This is a genomic window from Microbacterium sufflavum (genome assembly GCF_023091155.1).
Classification (GTDB): domain Bacteria; phylum Actinomycetota; class Actinomycetes; order Actinomycetales; family Microbacteriaceae; genus Microbacterium; species Microbacterium sufflavum.
In genome coordinates this window covers 358,488-377,937 of record NZ_JAHWXK010000001.1, presented here as the reverse complement: position 1 = coordinate 377,937, position 19,450 = coordinate 358,488, and the positions used below count along the sequence as shown (strand labels likewise).

At 71.5% G+C, this 19,450-nt stretch carries 17 protein-coding genes; 11 read left to right on the top strand and 6 right to left on the bottom strand.

Features of this window, described 5'->3' with window-relative positions; genetic code table 11:
- Positions 1–44 precede the first annotated feature (44 nt).
- The 5 genes from KZC56_RS01940 to KZC56_RS01920 form a co-directional block, all read right to left on the bottom strand.
- Positions 45–1,073 (bottom strand): fatty acid desaturase family protein, encoded by a 1,029-nt coding sequence (locus tag KZC56_RS01940; RefSeq protein WP_136034775.1) that lies wholly within the window; start codon positions 1,071–1,073, stop codon positions 45–47.
- Positions 1,074–1,332: 259 nt separating this feature from the next.
- Positions 1,333–5,454, bottom strand: coding sequence for a DUF7927 domain-containing protein (locus KZC56_RS01935; RefSeq protein WP_247637727.1), 4,122 nt, complete (start codon positions 5,452–5,454; stop codon positions 1,333–1,335).
- Positions 5,455–5,785: 331 nt separating this feature from the next.
- A complete protein-coding gene (gene soxR, locus KZC56_RS01930; RefSeq protein WP_136034779.1) occupies positions 5,786–6,220 on the bottom strand; it encodes a redox-sensitive transcriptional activator SoxR in 435 nt (144 codons plus the stop codon).
- Between the two features lie 112 nt (positions 6,221–6,332).
- A complete protein-coding gene (locus tag KZC56_RS01925; RefSeq protein ID WP_247637726.1) occupies positions 6,333–7,469 on the bottom strand; it encodes a hypothetical protein in 1,137 nt (378 codons plus the stop codon).
- Positions 7,456–8,082, bottom strand: a complete 627-nt coding sequence (locus KZC56_RS01920) for an RNA polymerase sigma factor (protein WP_247637725.1) — start codon at positions 8,080–8,082, stop codon at positions 7,456–7,458. Before KZC56_RS01920 ends, KZC56_RS01925 begins: the two co-directional genes overlap by 14 nt.
- A 164-nt stretch (positions 8,083–8,246) precedes the next feature.
- Between KZC56_RS01920 and KZC56_RS01915 the strand changes: the two genes are divergently transcribed.
- The 8 genes from KZC56_RS01915 (at position 8,247) to KZC56_RS01880 (ending at position 15,794) form a co-directional block, all read left to right on the top strand.
- Positions 8,247–9,722 (top strand): MFS transporter, encoded by a 1,476-nt coding sequence (locus tag KZC56_RS01915; RefSeq protein WP_247637724.1) that lies wholly within the window; start codon positions 8,247–8,249, stop codon positions 9,720–9,722.
- A 91-nt stretch (positions 9,723–9,813) separates the two neighbouring features.
- Positions 9,814–11,133 carry a flavin monoamine oxidase family protein gene (locus KZC56_RS01910; RefSeq protein ID WP_247637723.1) on the top strand — a complete coding sequence of 440 codons (1,320 nt, stop codon included), beginning with the start codon at positions 9,814–9,816 and terminating at the stop codon, positions 11,131–11,133.
- A gap of 128 nt (positions 11,134–11,261) precedes the next feature.
- A complete protein-coding gene (locus KZC56_RS01905; protein WP_168442898.1) occupies positions 11,262–11,426 on the top strand; it encodes a hypothetical protein in 165 nt (54 codons plus the stop codon).
- A 56-nt stretch (positions 11,427–11,482) separates the two neighbouring features.
- Positions 11,483–11,851 (top strand): hypothetical protein, encoded by a 369-nt coding sequence (locus KZC56_RS01900; protein ID WP_136034789.1) that lies wholly within the window; start codon positions 11,483–11,485, stop codon positions 11,849–11,851.
- Positions 11,852–12,024: 173 nt separating this feature from the next.
- On the top strand, positions 12,025–13,653 hold the full coding sequence (locus tag KZC56_RS01895; protein ID WP_372490598.1) for an MFS transporter: 1,629 nt from the start codon (positions 12,025–12,027) through the stop codon (positions 13,651–13,653).
- 1 nt (position 13,654) lies between these two features.
- Positions 13,655–14,110 carry a MarR family winged helix-turn-helix transcriptional regulator gene (locus KZC56_RS01890; protein ID WP_136034793.1) on the top strand — a complete coding sequence of 152 codons (456 nt, stop codon included), beginning with the start codon at positions 13,655–13,657 and terminating at the stop codon, positions 14,108–14,110.
- Positions 14,111–14,171: 61 nt separating this feature from the next.
- Positions 14,172–14,666 (top strand): MarR family winged helix-turn-helix transcriptional regulator, encoded by a 495-nt coding sequence (locus KZC56_RS01885; protein ID WP_136036657.1) that lies wholly within the window; start codon positions 14,172–14,174, stop codon positions 14,664–14,666.
- A 39-nt stretch (positions 14,667–14,705) separates the two neighbouring features.
- Positions 14,706–15,794 (top strand): alkene reductase, encoded by a 1,089-nt coding sequence (locus tag KZC56_RS01880; RefSeq protein ID WP_206252755.1) that lies wholly within the window; start codon positions 14,706–14,708, stop codon positions 15,792–15,794.
- Positions 15,795–15,812: 18 nt separating this feature from the next.
- Here the strand turns inward: KZC56_RS01880 and KZC56_RS01875 are convergent, their stop codons facing one another.
- The gene (locus tag KZC56_RS01875) at positions 15,813–16,502 is read right to left on the bottom strand and encodes a DedA family protein (RefSeq protein ID WP_206252757.1); all 690 of its coding nucleotides are present in this window, start codon (positions 16,500–16,502) and stop codon (positions 15,813–15,815) included.
- Positions 16,503–16,672: 170 nt separating this feature from the next.
- Between KZC56_RS01875 and KZC56_RS01870 the strand changes: the two genes are divergently transcribed.
- The 3 genes from KZC56_RS01870 to KZC56_RS01860 are packed head-to-tail and all read left to right on the top strand — an operon-like array spanning position 16,673 to position 19,449.
- A complete protein-coding gene (locus KZC56_RS01870) occupies positions 16,673–16,822 on the top strand; it encodes a hypothetical protein (RefSeq protein WP_168387185.1) in 150 nt (49 codons plus the stop codon).
- A 42-nt stretch (positions 16,823–16,864) separates the two neighbouring features.
- Positions 16,865–18,220, top strand: a complete 1,356-nt coding sequence (locus KZC56_RS01865) for an aminotransferase class I/II-fold pyridoxal phosphate-dependent enzyme (protein WP_206252760.1) — start codon at positions 16,865–16,867, stop codon at positions 18,218–18,220.
- Positions 18,217–19,449, top strand: coding sequence for an aminotransferase class I/II-fold pyridoxal phosphate-dependent enzyme (locus tag KZC56_RS01860; RefSeq protein WP_247637722.1), 1,233 nt, complete (start codon positions 18,217–18,219; stop codon positions 19,447–19,449). The genes KZC56_RS01865 and KZC56_RS01860 overlap by 4 nt, the downstream gene beginning before the upstream one ends.
- Position 19,450 lies beyond the last annotated feature (1 nt).

Below are 19,450 nucleotides of genomic sequence, written 5' to 3'. Positions count from 1 at the left end.
CATTCTCCCGCGCCGCGAGGGCGCCCCCGGTCGGCCGGCGGCGGTCAGGCGCGGCGCAGCTGCGCGGCGGCGGGGCAGTCGAACGGGTCGCGCGCGGCGAGCCCCACCCGGTTGAGGTAGTCGATCACGATCGCGTAGGAGCGCACGAGGCTCGTCTCGGTGTACGCGATGCCGTTGGCGGCGCAGTAGTCGCGCACGATCTCCCGCGCCTTCGCCAGGTGCAGGCGCGACATGTTGGGGAACAGGTGGTGCTCGACCTGGTGGTTCAGGCCGCCCATGAGCCAGGTGACCCAGCGGCCGCCGTGGATGTTGCGCGAGGTGCGCACCTGCTTGGAGAAGAAGTCGAGCTTGGCGTCGGGCGCGATGATCGGCATGCCCTTGTGGTTGGGGGCGAACGACGCGCCCATGTACACGCCGAACACCGCGAGCTGCACCCCGAGGAACGCGAACGCCATCCCGAGCGGCAGCATCAGGAACACCGGGATCAGGATGATCGCGAACCGGGCGACGATGAGCGACAGCTCGATCCAGCGGCCCTTCACGTTCTTGCGGGTGAGCAGGTGCTTGAGGCCGATGTAGTGCAGGTTGAGGCCCTCGAGCGTGAGCAGCGGGAAGAACAGCCAGCCCTGCTTGCGGGTGATCAGCCGCACGAGGCCGCGGGACTGCGCGGCATCGGTCTCGAGGAAGGAGATCGTGTCGACCTCGATGTCGGGGTCACGGCCGACCTGGTTCGGGTTGCCGTGGTGGCGGGTGTGCTTCGAGTCCCACCAGTGGTAGCTCATGCCGACGATCCCGGCGAGGATGCGCGCGAGGCGGAAGTTCGCGGGACCGGACGACAGGATCTGCCGGTGCGCTGCCTCGTGCGCGAGGAACGCGATCTGCGTGAAGACGATGCCGAGCGCCGCCGCGATGAGCAGCTGGAACCAGCTGTCGCCGAGCAGCAGGAAGCCGGTGACGCACCCGGCGAGGGCCAGCAGCAGGGCGCCGCCGACGAGCGAGTAGAACACGGGGGTGCGCTGCAGCAGCCCGGTCTCCTTCACCACCTGCTGCACGTCGCGGTACGCCCGTGTCATCGGGGGGAATTCGGCGGTGCCCGCGTAGGTCTGGCGGACGGGGCCGAGGGTGGAGGCGGGGGAGGCGGTTCGGGTGAGAGAGATGATGCTCTCCTGTCGATCGGGAGCCCTTGAGCTGTGGAAGCCAAGGGCGGATGCCGATCGCTGTCCTCAGGCTAACCCGGCCCGCATACGCCGCACGGCATGCGTCGAAGCGGCTCCGCAGACGACGAGAGCGGGGTGGCCGGATGGCCGCCCCGCTCCCGTCGAGCACCGTCGACTACTCGGCGTTCATGTCGCTCCGACGACGGCGGGCGACGACGTACACGCCGCTGCCGACCAGCAGGAGCAGGAGCGCGATCGGCACCGACCACACCGGCAGCTCGCCACCGGTGGTGGCCAGGCCCGGCATCGGCGGCACGTCGTGCTCGGTGCGGCACGGCTCGTTGGCCGCGCAGCCGCCGCGCGGGTCGTCGGTGGTGACGACGTTGTCGATGTCGCCATCACCGTTGCCCGTGACGGTCACCGAGTAGGTGATCGTCACCACGTCACCCGCGACGAGGTCGCCGGTCCAGGTGAGGTCCACGCCGTCACGGGTCACGGTCCCCGCGGACGCGACCGCATCGTCGTTGTACGTGGCGTCGTCGAGCACCGCGGTCAGATCGTCGAGGATCCGCGCACCGGGGATCGGTCCGACGCCGGTGTGGCGCACCGTCAGGGTGTAGTCGATCACGTCGCCGCGGTCGACCCGTCCCGGTGCGGGGTCCGATGTCTTCTCGAAGGTGTACGCGCCGACCTGGTGCACCGTGGCGCAGTCGGTCTCGCTCTGGCAGCCCGGGCTCGTGACCACGTTGGGCAGCTGCCCGTCACCCGATCCGATCGCCCCGACGGTCACGGAGTACGTGATCGTCGCGATCTCGCCGGGCGCGAGCGTCGCGTTCCAGGTGAGGTTCGCGCCGTCCATCGCCACCGTGCCGAGGCTCGCCGCCACGTCGCCGTTGTACGACGCGTCGTCGAGGACACCGGTCAGGTCGTCCGACAGCAGTGCGGCCACCGACCCGGCACCGTCCTGCGTGACCGTGATCGTGTAGTCGATCACCTGGCCGGCCGCGACCGTCGTGCCCGACACCGGGTCCGAGCTCTTCACGACGGCGTAGGTGCCGGTGTAGTGCTCGGTGGTGCACACCGACTCGGATTCGCAGCCGGGGCTGGTCACGACGTTGGTGAGCGTCGTGTCGCCACCCTCGACGACGGTGACCGAGTAGGTGATCGTCACCACGGCGCCGGGAACCAGGTCGCCCGTCCAGGCGAGCTGTGCCGTCGCCGGGTCGAACGTCGCGGCACCGCTGGTGGCGGTGATCGTGTCGTCCCACGTGGCGTCGTCCAGCACCTCGGACAGGTCGTCCGTGAGCGTCGCGCCCGTCACGGCGGCGAGGCCGGACTGGGTGACGGTCACGGTGTAGGTGATCGTGTCACCCGTGGCGACGTCGGTGCCCGGGGCGGGATCGGAGTCCTTCACGACGGAGTAGGAACCCGCGAGGTGGTTCGTCGTGCAGTCCTCCGGCGTGAGGCAGCCCGGGCTGGTGACCGTGTTGGTCAGGCTGGTGTCGCCCGCGGCGGTCACGGTCACCGAGTAGGTGATCGTGACGACGTCGCCCACGGCCAGGTCGCCGGTCCAGCTCAGCTCCTGCGTGTCCTCGTCGTAGTCGAGGTCGCCGGCGGAGACCTCCGCGTCGTCGTTCCACGTGGCGTCGTCGAGCACCTCGGGCAGCTCGTCGGTGAGGACGGCGTCCTGCACCGCCCCGCGGCCGGTCTGCGTCACCGTCACCGTGTAGGTGATGACGTCCCCCGGCTGGACGGCCGTCCCCGGTGCGGGGTCGGATGTCTTGACCACGGAGTACGCCCCGACGAAGTGCTCCGTGGAGCAGACGTCGGCGGTGGCACAGCCCGGGCTGGTGACGACGTTGAGCAGGTCGGTGTCTCCGGCGCCGCTGACCCCGACCGAGTAGGTGATCGTGGCCACCTCGCCCGGCTGGAGCGTGCCGTTCCACGTGAAGGCGTTCGTCGCGGGATCGAACGACGCGGTGCCGAGGTCGGCCGCCAGGTCGCCGTTCCACACGGCGTCGTCGAGCACCCCGGTCAGGTCGTCCGTGAGCACGGCGTCGACCGCGCCCGTACCCGCCTGGGTGACGGTCACCGTGTAGGTGATGGTGTCACCGGGGGCCACGTCGGTGCCCGACGCGGGGTCGGACTCCTTGACCACCGAGTAGGTGCCGTACAGGTGCGTCGTGCCGCACGTCTCGGGCGAGGCGCACCCGGGGCTGGTGACCTGGTTGATCAGCGACTGGTCGCCGTCTCCGGTGACGGTCACCGAGTAGGTGATCGTCACGACGGCGCCGGGGGCCAGGTCGCCCGACCAGTCCAGCTGCTCGCTGTCCTGGTCGAAGGACACCGTGCCGGCGGAGGCGACGAGGTCGTCGTTCCAGGTGGCGTCGTCGAGCACGTCGGAGAGGTCGTCGGTCAGCGTCGCGCCGTCCACGGAACCCTGACCGGTCTCGGTGACGGTGACGGTGAACGTCAGCTTCTGATCATCGGACACGGTCGTGCCGGACGCGGGGTCCGAGGTCTTCACCACGGAGTACGCGCCGATCGGGTGCACCGTCGAGCAGTCGTCCGCGGTCGCACAGCCGGGGCTGGTGACCACGTTGCCGAGACTGTAGTCGCCCGCGGGCAGGTCGGACATGTCGTCGACGGTCACGGAGTAGGTGATCGTCGCGGTCCCGCCCACGGGGAGGGTGCCGTTCCACGACAGGGTGGTTCCGGTCACGTCGACCGTTCCCGTGCTGGCGGCGACGTCGCCGTTGTACGCGGCGTCGTCGAGCACGTTCGCGAGGTCGTCGGTGAGCGTGGCGTCCGCGGGGACGTTGCCCACCTGTGCCACGTCGATCGTGTAGGTCACCACGTCACCCGACTGGACCGACTCGCCGTCGGCCGGGTCGGACGACTTCACCACGGTGTAGTTCGCCGCGGGTGCGACGATGATCTGCTCCTGCTCGTCGACCGGCGTGAAGGTCCAGTCGTCGATGTGGCGCACGTCGCCCCAGGGGCCGTCGACGCCGTTGTTCGCGTTGTTGGGCTGGATGCTCATGTCGCAGGGCCAGCCGTGCACGCCGCCGGGGACAGCGCTCGCCGTCCCCGCCCGTCCGTCCATCACGGGCGGAAGGCAGTCCGTGCGGTGGTTCGCGAGCTCCAGGGTCGTGTCGTTCCAGTACAGGGTGGACGACCCGGCCGCCGGGCCGTTGATCGCGGTCACGGAGATGCCGCCGCGGCTCTCGATGTCGGAGTTGACGAAGTGGATCTCACCCGCCTTGGAGATACCGGCGCGCGCGGCGAACTGCGTCGTCGCGGGAATCGGTGCTCCGAAGGCGTCGAGTCCGTCGAAGGACACCGCCTGCACGCCGTCCCCGTTGACCGCCACGGTGATCAGGCGATCGCCCGCGGTTCCGTAGAAGCCGTCGGCGTCCGCGTCGACCCAGAGGTCGACCGAGCCGACGTGACCGCTCGTGGTGAAGGTGAACGTGCCGGCACGCGTGTCGTTGCCGGCGGGCGCGAACGCGAAGCCGGAGATGTCCGGTGTTTCCGGCGCGGGCAGCACGAAGTGGCTGCCGTCCACGGCAGAGGCCGACGCGGGGAGGTCGGCCGCGGGCGTCTCGAAGAAGATGTGGTACGGCACACCGCACGAGTCGCTCGGCTCGATGCCGGGGATCTCCGAGCCGGTGGGCGCTCCCATGGCCGCGCTGCCGTAGTACGGCGTGCACGTCCCTGGCAGCACGTTGCCGAACTGGTTCACCTGGAACCGGCTCGAGATGCCGCGGAAGTCCGAGTACGTCGACCGGTACTGGTAGCCCGTCGAGCCGACGTACCAGAGGTCGAAGGTCGCCGGTTCCGTGTCTTCCATGATGAAGTCGTCGGACCACACGCGGCCGGGGATCGGCGTGCCGCCCGAGCTGACGGTGATGTTCCACTGGAAGGTGCCGGCGGCGGCCTGCGAGTCGGCGACGGGACGGACGAAGTCGATCGTCCAGATGCCGCTGACCGCCGCCGTCTGGGTGCCGAACGTGCAGGCGGTGCCGACGACCGCGTCGGCGGCCACGGTGCACTCGAACGTCTCACCGGACGGCGATGTGGCCCGGAGCGTGGCCGACTGGGATCCGACCCCTCGCACGAGCTTCGAGATGTCGCCGGTGAGCTGTTCGCCGGCGTTGACGTAGGCGAAGAACTGGTTGGTCTGACGAAGCGTCGTCGTGCCCCAGCTCTGGGTGGCCTCGGCGCTCGGAGCGGGGCCTCCGAGCGTGCTCACCCCGACCAGTGCCGAGGTGACGAAGAGCGATGCCAGGAGCATGCTCGTGAATCGGCGCACGCGACCGGGTGGTCGCGAGAGTACTGCTGCTGTGGAATCCACGGGTATCCCTTCAATGGTTGGTCGATCACGCCGGCGCGACGACACCGTGCGACGACGTGATGATCGGTTCCCTCGCGGACGCGCACCCGCGCCTGGCTGTCGGGACAGCCCGCGACCGTGAGGACGGCACACGGATGGCCGTGTGCCGTCTAGAAGGTAAAGGGTTACTCGTTACAGGCACAACGCCGTTCGGACGGCCTGGCGGGCCGGCGCAGAGGTCTGGCCGATCGTCGGATCCGCGCTGGACGAACGTCGAGCGCGACGTGCCCGGTCAGATGCGGCGGGGGCCCGGACCGTCGTCGCCGAGGGTGTCGTCGGGATTGAGCAGGCGGCACGCCTTGAGCGACAGGCAGCCGCAGCCGATGCACCCCGTGAGCTCGCGCTGCAGGTGTTCCAGCTGGGTGCGACGCTCCTCGAGCTGTGTGCGCCACAGCTTCGCGACCCGGCGCCAGTCGGCGTGCGAGGGCGGCGTGTCGATGGGCAGCGTCTGGAACAGCTCCTGCACCTCGCTGAGCGGGATGCCGATGCGCTTGGCGACGACGATCAGCGAGACGCGGCGGAGCATGTGCCGGCGGTAGCGGCGCTGGTTCCCCGCGGTGCGCGTCGACGAGATGAGGCCGAGCTGCTCGTAGAAGTGCAGCGCGGAGGGGGCGACGCCGGTGCGCCGGGTGACTTCGCCGATCGGAAGCAGGTCTTCGGGTTCCATCGTGCGCTCCCTTCGCTCGACCTCAACAATAGATGAGGTCTGCGCGGGTGCGGGGCGACGACGGCGCCCCTCCACCGGAGAACGGGGAGGGGCGCCGTGGGGCGAGGACGGCTCAGCTCGCAGGAGCGGAGCGGAACGTGCTCGACCGGGAGGGGATGTCGTCGGGCAGGAACGGGGCCGAGCCGACCTCGACGGGCGGGTCGTCCTTCGTGTGGCGGTTCCACAGCTGTCCCGGCACGGTCAGCAGGAACTCGTCGATCTGGACGACGGCACCGGCCGCCGGGTCGATCGACAGCCGATAGCGCTGCTCGTCGGAGGCGTAGGCGAGCACCTTGACCGCCGTGGAGTCCTCCTCGACCGTGATGCCCGGAGCGAGGGCGAGGGCTTCGAGGAAGGTCGCGCGGTACTCCGGCGATCCCGTGTGCAGCAGGGTCGAGGTGGAGAGCGTGGAGAGCATGTGCTCGGCGGCCGGCACGTCGTACCGCTCGTACGTCCGGTCGAGGATCCCGCTCGCCTCCAGGTCGCCGTCGACGAGTTCCGCGGACTCGGCGATCTCCGCGTCCATCAGATCCCTCATGCCCTGGGTCCAGGCCTCGAGGAAGGCGGCGGGATCGTGCGGGAAGTCCGCGGGCGACACGGGGAGCGTCTCCGGCGGCGAGTCCGCCGAGTGCGGGTCCTCGGCCACGGGTGGCGTGCCGAGGGGGCCGATCTCCGTGCTGCCGTAGTAGTCGTTCCACGCGGCCGCCACGGCGGCCTCGTCTCCGTAGATGTCGGTGGAGTGGAAGCGGATCTGGTCGGTGACGTGCAGGGTGCCGTCGGCGTCGAGCCGGTACGTGCCGCTCCACTGCGACACGACGGCGCCGGTGGCTCCGGCGCGGATGTCGCCGAAGGGTGCGAACACGGTGTTCGGGCCGCCGACCATCCCGAGGTGCCTGGTGGTGATGGTGACCGCGGTCATCTCCGAGGCGGGGGCCGCAGCCGCGGCGGCCCTGATGGACGCGGCGGTCTCGGTGAGGTACTCGGCGGCCGACGCGGCCTGTGGCTGGCTGACGACCCCGGGCGGCGCCACGGCGATGGCGGTCACGACGGCGGCGGCGACGGCGGCACCGCCGAGCGAGACCACCGCGATGCGGCGGAGGGGGCGCGAGCGCCGGGAGCGGGCGATCTCCTGGTGCAGCGCCCGGCGGGGCGCCTGGGGGGAGGTGGGATAGGTGGGCCGGATCTCCCTGACCTGGTCAAAGATGTCCATGAGCGGACTCCGTCTCTGCGTAGCGGATGTGTGTGGTGGCCGAGCGGGGGGCGTGCGCGAGGCGCGCGGGTGCCGGCGGTGGGGGCGCGGAGAGTTTCGCGCGGATGCGGCTCAGCCGGGAGCGCACCGTGCCGATGGGGATGCCGAGCGCCGCGGCGATCTCCGGGTAGGTCAGATCGCCCCAGGCGTGCAGGAACAGCACCTCGCGGTCCCTGGCCGACAGTGCGGCGATCCGGGGGAACAGATCCTCCAGCTGGGCCGAGGCGTCCAGCCGGGAGATCGAGCGGTCGAGGTCGTCGACCGTGTCCTCGTCGCCGGCGTCGAACGCGGCGTGCAGTGCGCGCCAGTGCGTGGCCTGCGCCCGCCGGTGCTGCGCGAGCACCTTGGTCGCGATCCCCATGAGCCAGGGGAGCGCGGAGGTCCTGGTCATGTCGTAGCGCTTGCGCCGACGGAACGCGGCGAGGAAGGTCTCGCTGACGATGTCGTCGCTGGCGTGGGGGCCGACCCGCCGCGCGACGTAGGCGGTGACGGCGGTGATATGTCGCTCGAAGATCTCGGCGAAGCGCTCCGGCGACGTGAGCGAGTCACGGATGATGTCGTTGTCGTTGGTCACAAGAGGTATCCGCATCCCGGCCGCATCCGGTTCCAAACCGGTCCGCGCGGCGAGGCGCTGCCGCTTGACCTCAACATTACTTGAGGTCATACCGTGACGGAAGGCCGCCGAGCACCGGCGCCACGGAGGTGATCGACCTCCGCCGACGCTGCAAAGGAATGCTCATGTCCTCACCACAGACGTCCACACCGGTCAGCGGGAGCTGGCGCGAGCTGCTGAGCAGTCGCTACGCCCCGATCGCCGCCGTGCTCGCCGGCGGCGTGCTGCTCGAGGCGAGCAACGTCTACCTCACCACGAGCCTCCTGCCCACGATCGTCGGCGACATCGGCGGGGCCGAGTTCTACGCCTGGACGATGATGACCTTCCTGCTCGCGTCGGTCGTGAGCGCGATGCTCGTGAGCCGCATCCTCACCCGTCAGGGGGCCGTGCGGGCCTACCTGCTGGCGCTCGGGCTGTTCGCCCTCGGCTCGCTCCTGTGCGCGGTGAGCCCTTGGATGTCGGCGCTGCTCGTCGGGCGCGCCGTGCAGGGGCTCGGCGGCGGCGTGCTCGCCGGTCTCGGCTATGCGCTCATCCAGCGTGCCCTGCCGGAGCGGCTCTGGGCCCGCGGCGCTGCTCTCGTGTCGGCCATGTGGGGCGTGGGCAACATCGTCGGCCCCGTCGTCGGCGGGATCTTCGCGCAGCTCGACGCGTGGCGCGCGCCGTTCGTCGGACTCGCCGTCCTGTCGGCGCTGATCGGACTGGTCGTGGTCCGCGCGCTGCCGCAGACCGCCCGTGCCCGCTCGAGCGAGTCGGTGCCGTGGGGGTCGCTGGTGCTGCTCGCCGGCGGGGTGGCGGCGGTCGGGGTCGCCGGCGTCGTGCCCGCGGGTGTCGGCACGGGCGTCGCGCTGGTCGTGGGCGTCGTGCTCGCCCTGTGGTTTGTGCGGCACGAGAAGCGCAGCCGCGTCGGGATCCTCCCCCGGGTCACGTTCGTGCGTGGCTCCTCCCTCGGGTGGGTGTACCTGACGGTCGCGGTGCTGGCCTTCGCGATCGGCACGGAGGCGTTCATCCCGCTCTTCGGGCAGGAGATCGGGGGACTGATGCCGTTCGTCGCCGGGCTGCTCGGTGCGGCGCTGTCGCTCGGGTGGTCCGTCACGCAGATGTTCACCGCGAACGTTACGGGGGTCCGGTCCCGGCGGGTGCTCATCACGGTCGGCCCGCTCACGGTCGCGCTCGGGCTCGCCGCGTACGGGCTGCTCCAGCACGAGGGGCCGTCGGCACTCGTCGTCGCGCTGTGGTTCGCCACGCTGTTCGTCGCCGGCGCGGGGATCGGCCTGGGCTTCCCGCACCTCACGGTCGCGGCGCTCGGCAGCACGCGCGATGAGGAGGAGGGGGCGAAGGCGGCGGCCGCCGTGAACACGGTGTTCCTCATCGCGAGCGCCTTCAGCGCGGCGATGGCTGGCGTGCTGGTGAACCTGGCGCTGCCGGACATGGTCGGCTCGGCGCGGCTGCTGATGCTGACCTTCGCGGTCGTGTCCGTGCTCGGCATGATGCTGGCGCGCGGAGCGAGCTGGGGCATCGGGCTTGGCGCGGACGCAGACGACGCGGACGACGCGACGCCCGCCACCACGGCGGTCCCGCGTCGGGCGCCGGACGCGGGGTGACCGGCGTCCGTCGAGGTGATGGGGCGGTGGCGGCGGGCGGCGATGGGTATCGTCGAGGCGAGGACGCCGATGTCCCGCCGCGGGAGGAATCATGGAACGGGTCGACACGGTCGTGGTCGGAGCCGGGGTCGCGGGACTGACCGCGGCACGGCTGCTGCAGGACGCCGGGCGCACGGTGGTCGTGCTGGAGGCGCGGGACCGCGTCGGCGGTCGCGTGCACACGGATCGGACGGACGGCGCCACCGACCTCGGCGCCTCGTGGATCCACGGCGTCGACGGGAGCCCGGTGGCGGCGGCGGCCGCGGCCTTCGGCATGCGCACGGTCGAGTTCACGGTGGGCGGCTACCAGGTCGACGGTCGTCCGATCGCGAACTACGGCGTGGACGGGCGGCGGCTGCCCGATGAGGCCGCCCGTGCCTTCGCGGCCGACGTGCACGCGGTCGATGCCGTCCTGCCCGAGGTCATCGCGGCGTCGGCGCCCGAGGCCTCGTACCGCGAGGCCACGGAGGAGGCCCTGGCGCGGCAGGGGTGGGATGCGGACCGCACCCAGCGCGTGCGCGAGTATCTGGAGCACCGCGCGGAGGAGCAGTACGGCGCGTGGATCGAGGACCTGGCGGCGCACGGGCTCGACGACGACCAGATCGACGGCGACGAGGTCGTGTTCCCCGACGGCTACGGCGCGCTGCCCGAACGGCTGGCGCAGGGTCTCGACGTGCGGCTCGGCCACGTGGTGACGGCCGTCGACTGGACCGACGGGGTGCTGGTGCACACGGGGCGCGGCGTGTTCGCGGGCGACACCGCCGTGGTGACGCTGCCGGTCGGGGTGCTCCACTCCGGGGCGGTCGACATCGTGCCCCCGCTGCCTTCGGCCAACGCCGACGCGCTCGGACGGCTGCGCATGAACGCGTTCGAGAAGGTGTTCCTGCGCTTTCCCGAGCGGTTCTGGGACGAGGGCGTCTACGCCATCCGGCAGCAGGGCCCGGAGGGCCGCTGGTGGCATTCCTGGTACGACCTCACCGCGGCGCACGGGCGTCCGACGCTGCTGACCTTCGCGGCGGGGCCGGCGGCGACCGCGACGAGGGACTGGGCAGACGAGCAGGTCGTGGCCTCGGTCATGGCGCAGCTGCGGCGGCTGTACGGCGACCGGGCCGTGGAGCCCGTGGCCGTGCACCGCACCGCGTGGCAGGACGACCCGTTCGCGCACGGCTCGTACGCGTACATGACGCTCGGCTCCACGACCGCCGACCACGACGACCTCGCGACGCCGATCGGGGGCGTGCTGCACCTCGCCGGGGAGGCCACCTGGACAGATGACCCCGCGACCGTGCCGGCCGCGATGCTGTCCGGTCACCGCGCCGCCGAGCGCATCCTGCGCGCGGCCGTCCCGATCGAGCGGCTCTGGGCCGACTGACCCCTGGGTGCTCGACGGGCGGGCTCGTGCTCGCGGGAGTGTGGGGCCTGGCGCGACGGCGGTCAAGCCCCTGCGCTCGGCCGTGGTCGCGCGCGTAGCGTCGGGGCACCAGACAGAGGAGGCACGACATGAGTGATCCGCAGAACACGCAGGGCACGCCGGGGGCCGACGAAGAGGCCGACACCGCCTCGGGTGGCGCTCCCGACGAGGGCGGCGACACGACGGACGAGGTGCTGGAGCGCGAGACCACCGACGACCAGGGGCGCCCGCTCGACAACCCGTCGGGCGGCTGACCCCGCGGGGGCGGCGGGTCAGGATCGGTCCAGGTGGCCCGGGTTACCCTCGGGTCATGCGCCGATTCGCCGTCGTCCCCCTCCTCCTCGCCGCCGGGCTCCTCGCGGGCTGCTCGCAGGTCACCCAGGCGGCCGGCGACGCCCTCGGGGTCGATGTGCAGGGCGCGTGCGCCACGATCGACGACGCCTACGCGCAGTACCAGGGTCTGCTCGACCAGGGTGGGGCGACCGCAGAGCAGGCGGATGCGGCGCGCGATCGGCTGGTGGCGACGCTCGACGATCTGGCGGCCGGGATCGACGGCCACCTGGGGGACGTGATCGCCTCGGGTGCCGATCAGATCGATGGACTGGGAGACCTCCAGTCTCCGGAGACGATCCAGGCCGTGGAGCAGTTGCACGAGTCGCTGGGGGCGTTCTGCGGCTGACGCGGACGGGGCACCCGGGATAGTTGCGTTTTCGCAACCATCGGCGTATGGTTGATCTCGATCAACTTTCTACGCAGGAGCGTTCCCCCTTGTCACACACCTCTTCTTCTCCGGCCGACGCCACGCGCTCGGCCCGCGAGGTCTTCACCGCGATCTCCGGCCTCATCGTCGGCATGTTCGTCGCCGTGCTCTCGGGCACCGTGGTGTCGACCTCGATGCCGGTCATCATCGCCGACCTCGGCGGCACGCAGTCCCAGTACACGTGGGTCATCACCGCGAGCCTGCTGGCCACCGCCGTCTCCACCCCGATCTGGGGCAAGCTCGCCGACCTCGTCGACCGCAAGGTACTCATCCAGATCTCGCTGATCCTCTTCACGGTCGGCACCGTGATCGCCGGGTTCTCCACCGACACGAACATGCTCATCGCCGTGCGGGTGATCCAGGGCATCGGCGTCGGCGGGCTCATGTCGCTGGTCATGATCGCGGTCGCCCTCATCATCTCGCCGCGCGAGCGCGGCAAGTACATGGGTGTCGTCGGCGGGATCATGGCCCTCGGCACCATCGGCGGCCCGCTGCTCGGCGGCGTCATCACCGACGCGTGGGGCTGGCGCGCCAACTTCTTCGTCGGCGTCCCGTTCGCGATCGTCGCGCTCGTGCTGCTGCAGTTCACGCTGCACCTGCCCAAGCCGCAGCGCGACACGAAGGTGTCGATCGACTACTTCGGCATCGTTCTCCTGGCCGTGGGCGTGTCCAGCCTCCTCATCTGGGTGTCGATGGGTGGCAACCAGTTCGACTGGGACTCCTCGACGAGCATCGTGCTCGCCGTGATCGCCGGCGTCGCCATCGCCGGGTTCGTGGCGGTCGAGTTCTTCGTGAAGGAGCCGATCGTGCCGATGTCGCTGTTCCGCAACCGCACGTTCACGCTGTCGGTCATCGCCTCCATCGCGATCGGCGTCTCGATGTTCGCCACCTCGGTGTTCCTCGCGCAGTACTTCCAGCTCGCCCGTGGCGCCACGCCCACCGAGTCCGGCCTCATGACCATCCCGATGATCATCGGGCAGATGGGTGCGTCGATCATCATCGGCCAGCTGGTCAGCCGCTTCGGCAAGTGGAAGGGCTGGATGCTCACGGGCTCCGTGCTCGCCACGGTCGGCGTGAGCCTCATGTCCACGCTGCGCTACGACACCCCGTTCATCCTGGTCGCCGTCTACATGTTCGTGCTCGGGGCCGGCCTCGGCATGGTCATGCAGAACCTCACCCTCATCGTGCAGAACGACACCGATCCGCGTCAGCTCGGCGCCGCGTCGTCGAACGTCAACTTCTTCCGCACGATCGCCGGCACCATCGGGGTGACCGTGATGGGATCGCTGCTCTCCTCGAGCGTCGCGACGTACGTCAAGGACGGGCTCGAGGGCTTCACCCCGTCGAGTCAGGCGGAGGTCGACGCGCTGAAGCACCTCGCCTCGGGCGACGTGCCGAAGGTGGGCCAGCTGCCCGATGCCATCCGCTCGATCGTCGAGAGCGCCTACGGCCACGGCATCGCCGACGCGTTCATCATCGCCATCCCGCTCGCCGTGATCTCGATCATCGCGATCGCGTTCATCAAGAACAAGCCGCTGTCCACCAAGAATGCCGCGGAGCAGCTGCGCGAGCAGGCCGAGGAGTCGGTCATCGAGGTGTCGGAGGCCGAGGTGGGCGCCTCGCTCTCCACGGGCACGATCCGTACCACGCGGGCCGAGCCGGCGACCACCACGGGAACGGTGGGCGTGCTCGAGCGCGAGGATCGGACGCGGGAGCGCTGAGATGATCGCCCCCGACGCGGTCGGCACTGCCGACGTCGACACGGCGCTCAGCGACCTGCAGGCGCACCTCAACCTGATCTTCGCGCGGACCCGGTCGCTGTGGAAGGAATCCGCAGCCCGGGTCCACCCGGAGCTCCCGGTGGCGGGGTACAAGCTGCTCACGTTCATCGACAGGGCCGGATCGGCCAATGCGCACGAGCTGGCCGAGCGCTTCGACATGGACAAGTCGGTCGTCAGCCGCCAGGTGCGGATGCTGGAGGAGCTGGGGCTGTTGGACTCCCACCCCGACGAGCGTGACGGCCGGCTGCGGGTGCTCACTGCGACCCCGGGGGCGTGCACCGCGCTCGCCGAGGTCCGTCGCGAGTACGGCACCCGGCTGCGGGCCGTGATCGACCAGCTCACGCCGCGCGAGATCGAGGCCGCGTCCAAGGCCTTCCGGCTGCTGTCGGAGGTGTGACGACGCCCGCCCGAAGCCCCGCCACCCCGGAGGTGGCGGGGCTTCGCCGTACACTGGCGGCATGAGTGCCCCGTCCGACCCCGCCCCCGGCGAGGGCGCCGTCGACACCTCCGCGTCGTCGGAGATCGACGTCGATCACGCCGCCGTGGTGCGCGTCGAGCACGAGCTCGGGCGACTGATCGCCCGCATCCGCGTCGCCTGGCGCGAGGCCGCGGTGACGGTGCACCCCGAGCTGCAGCCGCTCGGCTATCAGGTGCTCACCTCGATCCTGTCGGGCAAGGCGGCGACGGCCGGTGCCCTCATCGAGCGGCTCCAGACCGACAAGTCCGCCGTCAGCCGGCAGGTGCGGCAGCTCGAACAGCTCGGACTCGTGGAGAGCATCCCCGACCCGGAGGACCGTCGTGCCCGTCGGCTCGTGGCGACGCCCCTCGCGCAGGAGCGGGTGGCACTCGCGCGTTCCCGCTACGAGGGGCGGATCGGCGAACGACTGCGGAAGTGGTCGACCGCCGACCTCGACCACTTCGCGACACTGCTGGCCGACCTCGGCGGCGGCTGAGCGGGAATACCGCGGGCGCTGCGGGGATTGGTCCCCACTGTGACTCTTTACGACCCCGCCGTCCTCGGCGCCCTGCCGCTGTCCAACCGCGTCGTCATGGCGCCCCTCACGCGCACCCGTGCCGGCGCCGACGGCGTGCCGACGCCGGTCATGGAGGAGTACTACCGCCAGCGGGCCGGGCAGGGCCTCATCGTCTCCGAGGGCACCTGGCCCGCCCGTGAGGGCATGTCCTACCCGGGTCAGCCGGGCATCGTCACCCCCGCCCAGATCGAGGGGTGGCGTCGCATCACCGACGCCGTCCACGCGGCCGGCGGAACGATCGTGATGCAGCTCATGCACGGCGGACGCGTCGGGCACCCCGCCATCTCGGGTGAGCCGCGCGTCGTGGGGCCGAGCGCCCTCGCCGCCCCCGGCCAGACCCGGACGCCGGAGGGGAAGCGCGACCTTCCCGTCGCGCACGCGCTCACGCTCGACGAGATCCCCGTGGTCGTGGAGCAGTTCGCGCAGGCCGCGCGCAACGCGATCGCCGCGGGCTTCGACGGGGTCGAGGTACACGGCGCGAACGGCTACCTGGTGCACGAGTTCCTGTCGCCGGTGTCGAACGTGCGCGACGACCGCTACGGCGGGTCGCCCGAGAACCGCGCGCGCTTCGCGATCGAGGTCACGGCGGCCGTCGCGGCCGCGGTCGGCGCGGACCGCACGGGTATCCGCCTGTCGCCGCAGCACGGCATCCAGGGTGTTCTGGAAGACGACGCGGATGACGTGCGGGCCACATACACCGCGGTCGCCGAGGGGCTCGCGCCGCTCGGCCTCGCGTTCCTCGACGTGCTCCACGCCGAGCCGTCGGGCGACCTCGTGCAGCACCTCCGCCGGGTGGCGGGCGCGCCGCTGATCGTCAACACGGGCTTCGGCGTGCCCACCACGCGGGAGTCCGCGGAGGAGCTGGTGGCGGAGGGGTGGGCCGACGCGGTCGCGGCGGGCCGCCCGGTGATCGCGAACCCCGACCTGGTGGAGCGCTGGCGCACCCGCGCGGAGCTGAACGAGCCGCGTCCCGAGCTCTTCTACGGCTCCACGGCCGAGGGGTACGTGGACTACCCGTCGCTCGAGGGCGTGCGCTCCGGGAACTGACGGCGGAAGGGGTCGGCGTCAGGCCGGCCCCTCCTCCTGCTCGCGCCGCGCGGCCGCCTCGCGCATCCGCCGCCGGATGCGCAGCGCGATGAAGACCACGAGCAGCAGAACGATGGCGCCGACCGCGATGTCGGAGAGCAGGCCGCTCCACTGCTCCAGGATCGGGCGGATCGCGGGGCCGAACGCGAAGCCCAGGCCGATCCAGATGCCGTTCCACACCGCCGACCCGATGGTGGTGTAGAGCGTGAAGCGCCACAGGGCCATGCGCTCGATGCCGGCCGGGATGGAGATGAAGGAGCGCACCAGCGGCACGCACCGGCCGAGCAGCACCGCGCGGCCACCCCACCGCTGGAAGAACGCCTCCGCCTTGTCGAAGTCGTCGTGGTCGAGCAGGGGGATGCGACCGACGAGGCGTCGTGTGCGGTCCCGGCCGATCGCGGCACCGATCGCGTACCAGATCCAGGCCCCGACGAGACCGCCGATCGTGGCGGCCGCCCAGGCGCCCCAGGCGCTCATGCGTCCGTCGTACGCGAGGAAGCCGGCGGCGGGGAGGATCGCCTCCGAGGGGATCGGCGGCACGAAGGTCTCGATGAGCACGGCCAGCCCGACGCCGATCTCGCCGAGCGACTCGATCAGGCTGAGGACCCAGCCGATGAAGCCCTCGTATCCGGACTGGGGGGCGGCGAGGGCGAGGGTGCCGTGGGTCATCGTGTCCTCTGTTGGGGGATCGCGGTGATCGTGAGGGGGTCCCCTGCACGGTATCGCCCCTCCCTGGGCTCCACCTGCGCGGGTGCCGCACGCTCGCGCGTCCTGTCAAGGTGCTGGTGCGCGCAGGTCCGGTCGGCCGATGCTGGGACATCCGACCCCGAGGAGGAGACATGTCCGATCAGCGACGCGACGAGACGACCGGGTTCCACGGTGAACCGCCGACGGCGAACAACGGCGAGGGCGACGCCCCGGAGGTCGACGTCACCGACCTTGGTGAGGAGGAGCGGGAGGACGGCGTGGAGGTGGACGACCGCCCTTAGTCCGACTTTGACATAGGTCAATATCTGGCCTACGGTCGAGACATGGCCTCGGAAGACTCGCGCGATCCCCTCCACGACCGGATCGCCGGGTCGACCGCCGCTGAGATCTCCGACAGCATCCGCGACCTCGTCGAGCGCGGCGCCCTCGCCGCCGGCGACCAGTTGCCTCCCGTGCGCACCCTCGCCGAGCGCCTCGGCGTCAACCGCAACACGGTGCTGGCGGCCTACCGGGCCCTCGTCGTCGCGCGCATCGCGGCCACCGGCGGGCGCACCGGCACCACCGTGCTCGGCCCGGGGACCGGTCCCGACGAGGGTTTCACGCCGGGCACCGTGCTGCGCGACATCGGCAGCGGCAACCCGCAGGCGGCGCTGTTGCCCGACCTCGCCGCGGCGTTCGCGACCGTGCGCCCGGAGCACGTGCTGTACGGCGAGTCCGTCATCGACCCCGAGCTCGCCGAATGGGCGACCACGTGGATCGCCGAAGACCACCCGCGCCCGTTCCGGCTCTCGGTCACGGCGGGGGCGGTCGACGCGGTCGAGCGGCTCCTCGCCCAGACGCTCGTGCAGGGTGACCGCGTCGGGCTGGAGGACCCGTGCTTCCTCTCCAGCATCCAGACCGCGCGGCTCGCGGGGTACGCCCCCGTCGCCATCCCGGTCGATGCCGAGGGGATGACGGTCGACGGCGTGCGCGCGGCCCTCGACAGCGGGGTGCGCGCGATCGTCTGCACACCCCGCGCACACAACCCGACGGGCGCGAGCATCACCCCCGCGCGCGCGGCCGAACTGCGCGCCGTGCTCGCCCCCTACCCGCACGTGCTGCTGATCGAGGACGACCACTTCTCGCTGCTCGCCCCCGCGCCCTACGCCAGCATCATCGCGCCCACCCATGAGCGCTGGGCCCTGGTCCGTTCGGTGTCGAAGTTCCTCGGACCCGACCTGCGTCTCGCTGTCACGGCGTCCGACCCGGTCACGGCCGGACGCCTGGCCCTGCGACTGAGCCCCGGCACGATGTGGGTCAGTCACGTGATGCAGCGTCTCGCCGCCGGCATGCTGCGCGATGCCGATGTGCGGGAGCAGATCGCCAGGGCCGGCGCGCACTACGCCGCCCGCCACGCCGACTTCGTCGCACTGCTGCGCGAGCGCGGGATCGCGGCCGACGACGGGGCCGGGCTCAACGTGTGGCTCGACGCGCACGACGATGCCGCGCGCGCGGCCGAACGTCTCGCCGCGCGCGGCTGGCTCGTACGCTCGGGAGCAGACTTCGCGCTCGAGCACGGGGGGCCGGGCGCCCGCCACCTCCGCCTCACGGTGCACGACCTCGACGACGACGACCTGCAGCGCCTGGCCGACGATGTCGCGGCGGTCGTCACGGTCGCGGGGCGGGAGTCCGCGGAATGACCGGGGTACTGCGCGTCGGGCGCTCGTCGCGGCTCGACGGCGTGCAGTACGACCTGCGCGGCACGGTGGCCGCGCGGGCCGCGGAGCTCGAGGCCCGCGGCGAGGAGATCCTGCGGCTCAACATCGGCAACCCCGCGCCCTTCGGGTTCGAGGTGCCGACGGTGATCGTGGAGGCGCTGCGGGCCGCCCTGCCGCACGCGCACGGATACTCCGAGTCGCTCGGCCTGGTCGAGACCAGGGAGGCGATCGCGGCGCACTACGCCCGGCGCACGGGCTTCCCGCGGGTGGACCTCGACGACGTCACGGTGGGCAACGGCGTCTCCGAGCTGGTCGGCCTCGTGCTGCAGGCGCTGCTCGAACCCGGTGACGAGGTGCTCGTGCCGAGTCCGGACTACCCGCTGTGGACGGCGTCCACGGTGCTCGCCGGTGGCACCGCGGTGCACTACCCCTGCGTCGAGGAGGAGGGCTGGCTGCCCGACCTCGACGCGATGGCCGCGCTGATCGGCCCGCGCACGGTGGCCATCGTGGTCATCACCCCGAACAACCCCACGGGCGCGGTGTACGACCGGCGCACGCTGGAGGGCATCGCCGAGCTGGCGCGACGGCACGGGCTCCTGCTGCTGTCCGACGAGATCTACGACCGGGTCGTCTATCCCGGGCACGCGCACCTGTCGATGGCGGCGGTCGCGTCGGATCAGCCGTGCGTGACGTTCGCGGGACTGTCCAAGACCCATCGCGTCGCCGGGTACCGCGCCGCGTGGGCGGTGACCTGCGGCTTCGCGCTCGACGACCCGTTCCTGTCCGGACTGCGGCTGCTGGCCTCGCTGCGCATGTGCGCCTCCGTGCCGGCGCAGCACGCGATCACCGCGGCGCTGGAGCACGACACCTCGCTCGACGCCCTGGTCGCCGCCGACGGCAGGCTCACGGTGCAGCGCGACGCCGCCACCGCCGCGTTGCGGGCGATCCCCGGTGTCGAGGTGACGGAGGCGGGCGGCGGGCTCTACCTCTTCCCGCGGCTGGACCCCGCGCGCTACCCGGTGCTCGACGACGAGCGTCTGGTGCTCGACCTGCTCGACGCGGAAGGGATCCTCCTGGCGCACGGCCGCGGGTTCCACTGGCCGCGGCCCGACCGCCTGCGGATCGCGTTCCTGCCGGAGGCGCCGGTGCTGGTGGATGCACTGCGGCGCTTCGGCGGGTTCCTCCAGGGCTACTCTCCGCCGGGGAGCTGAC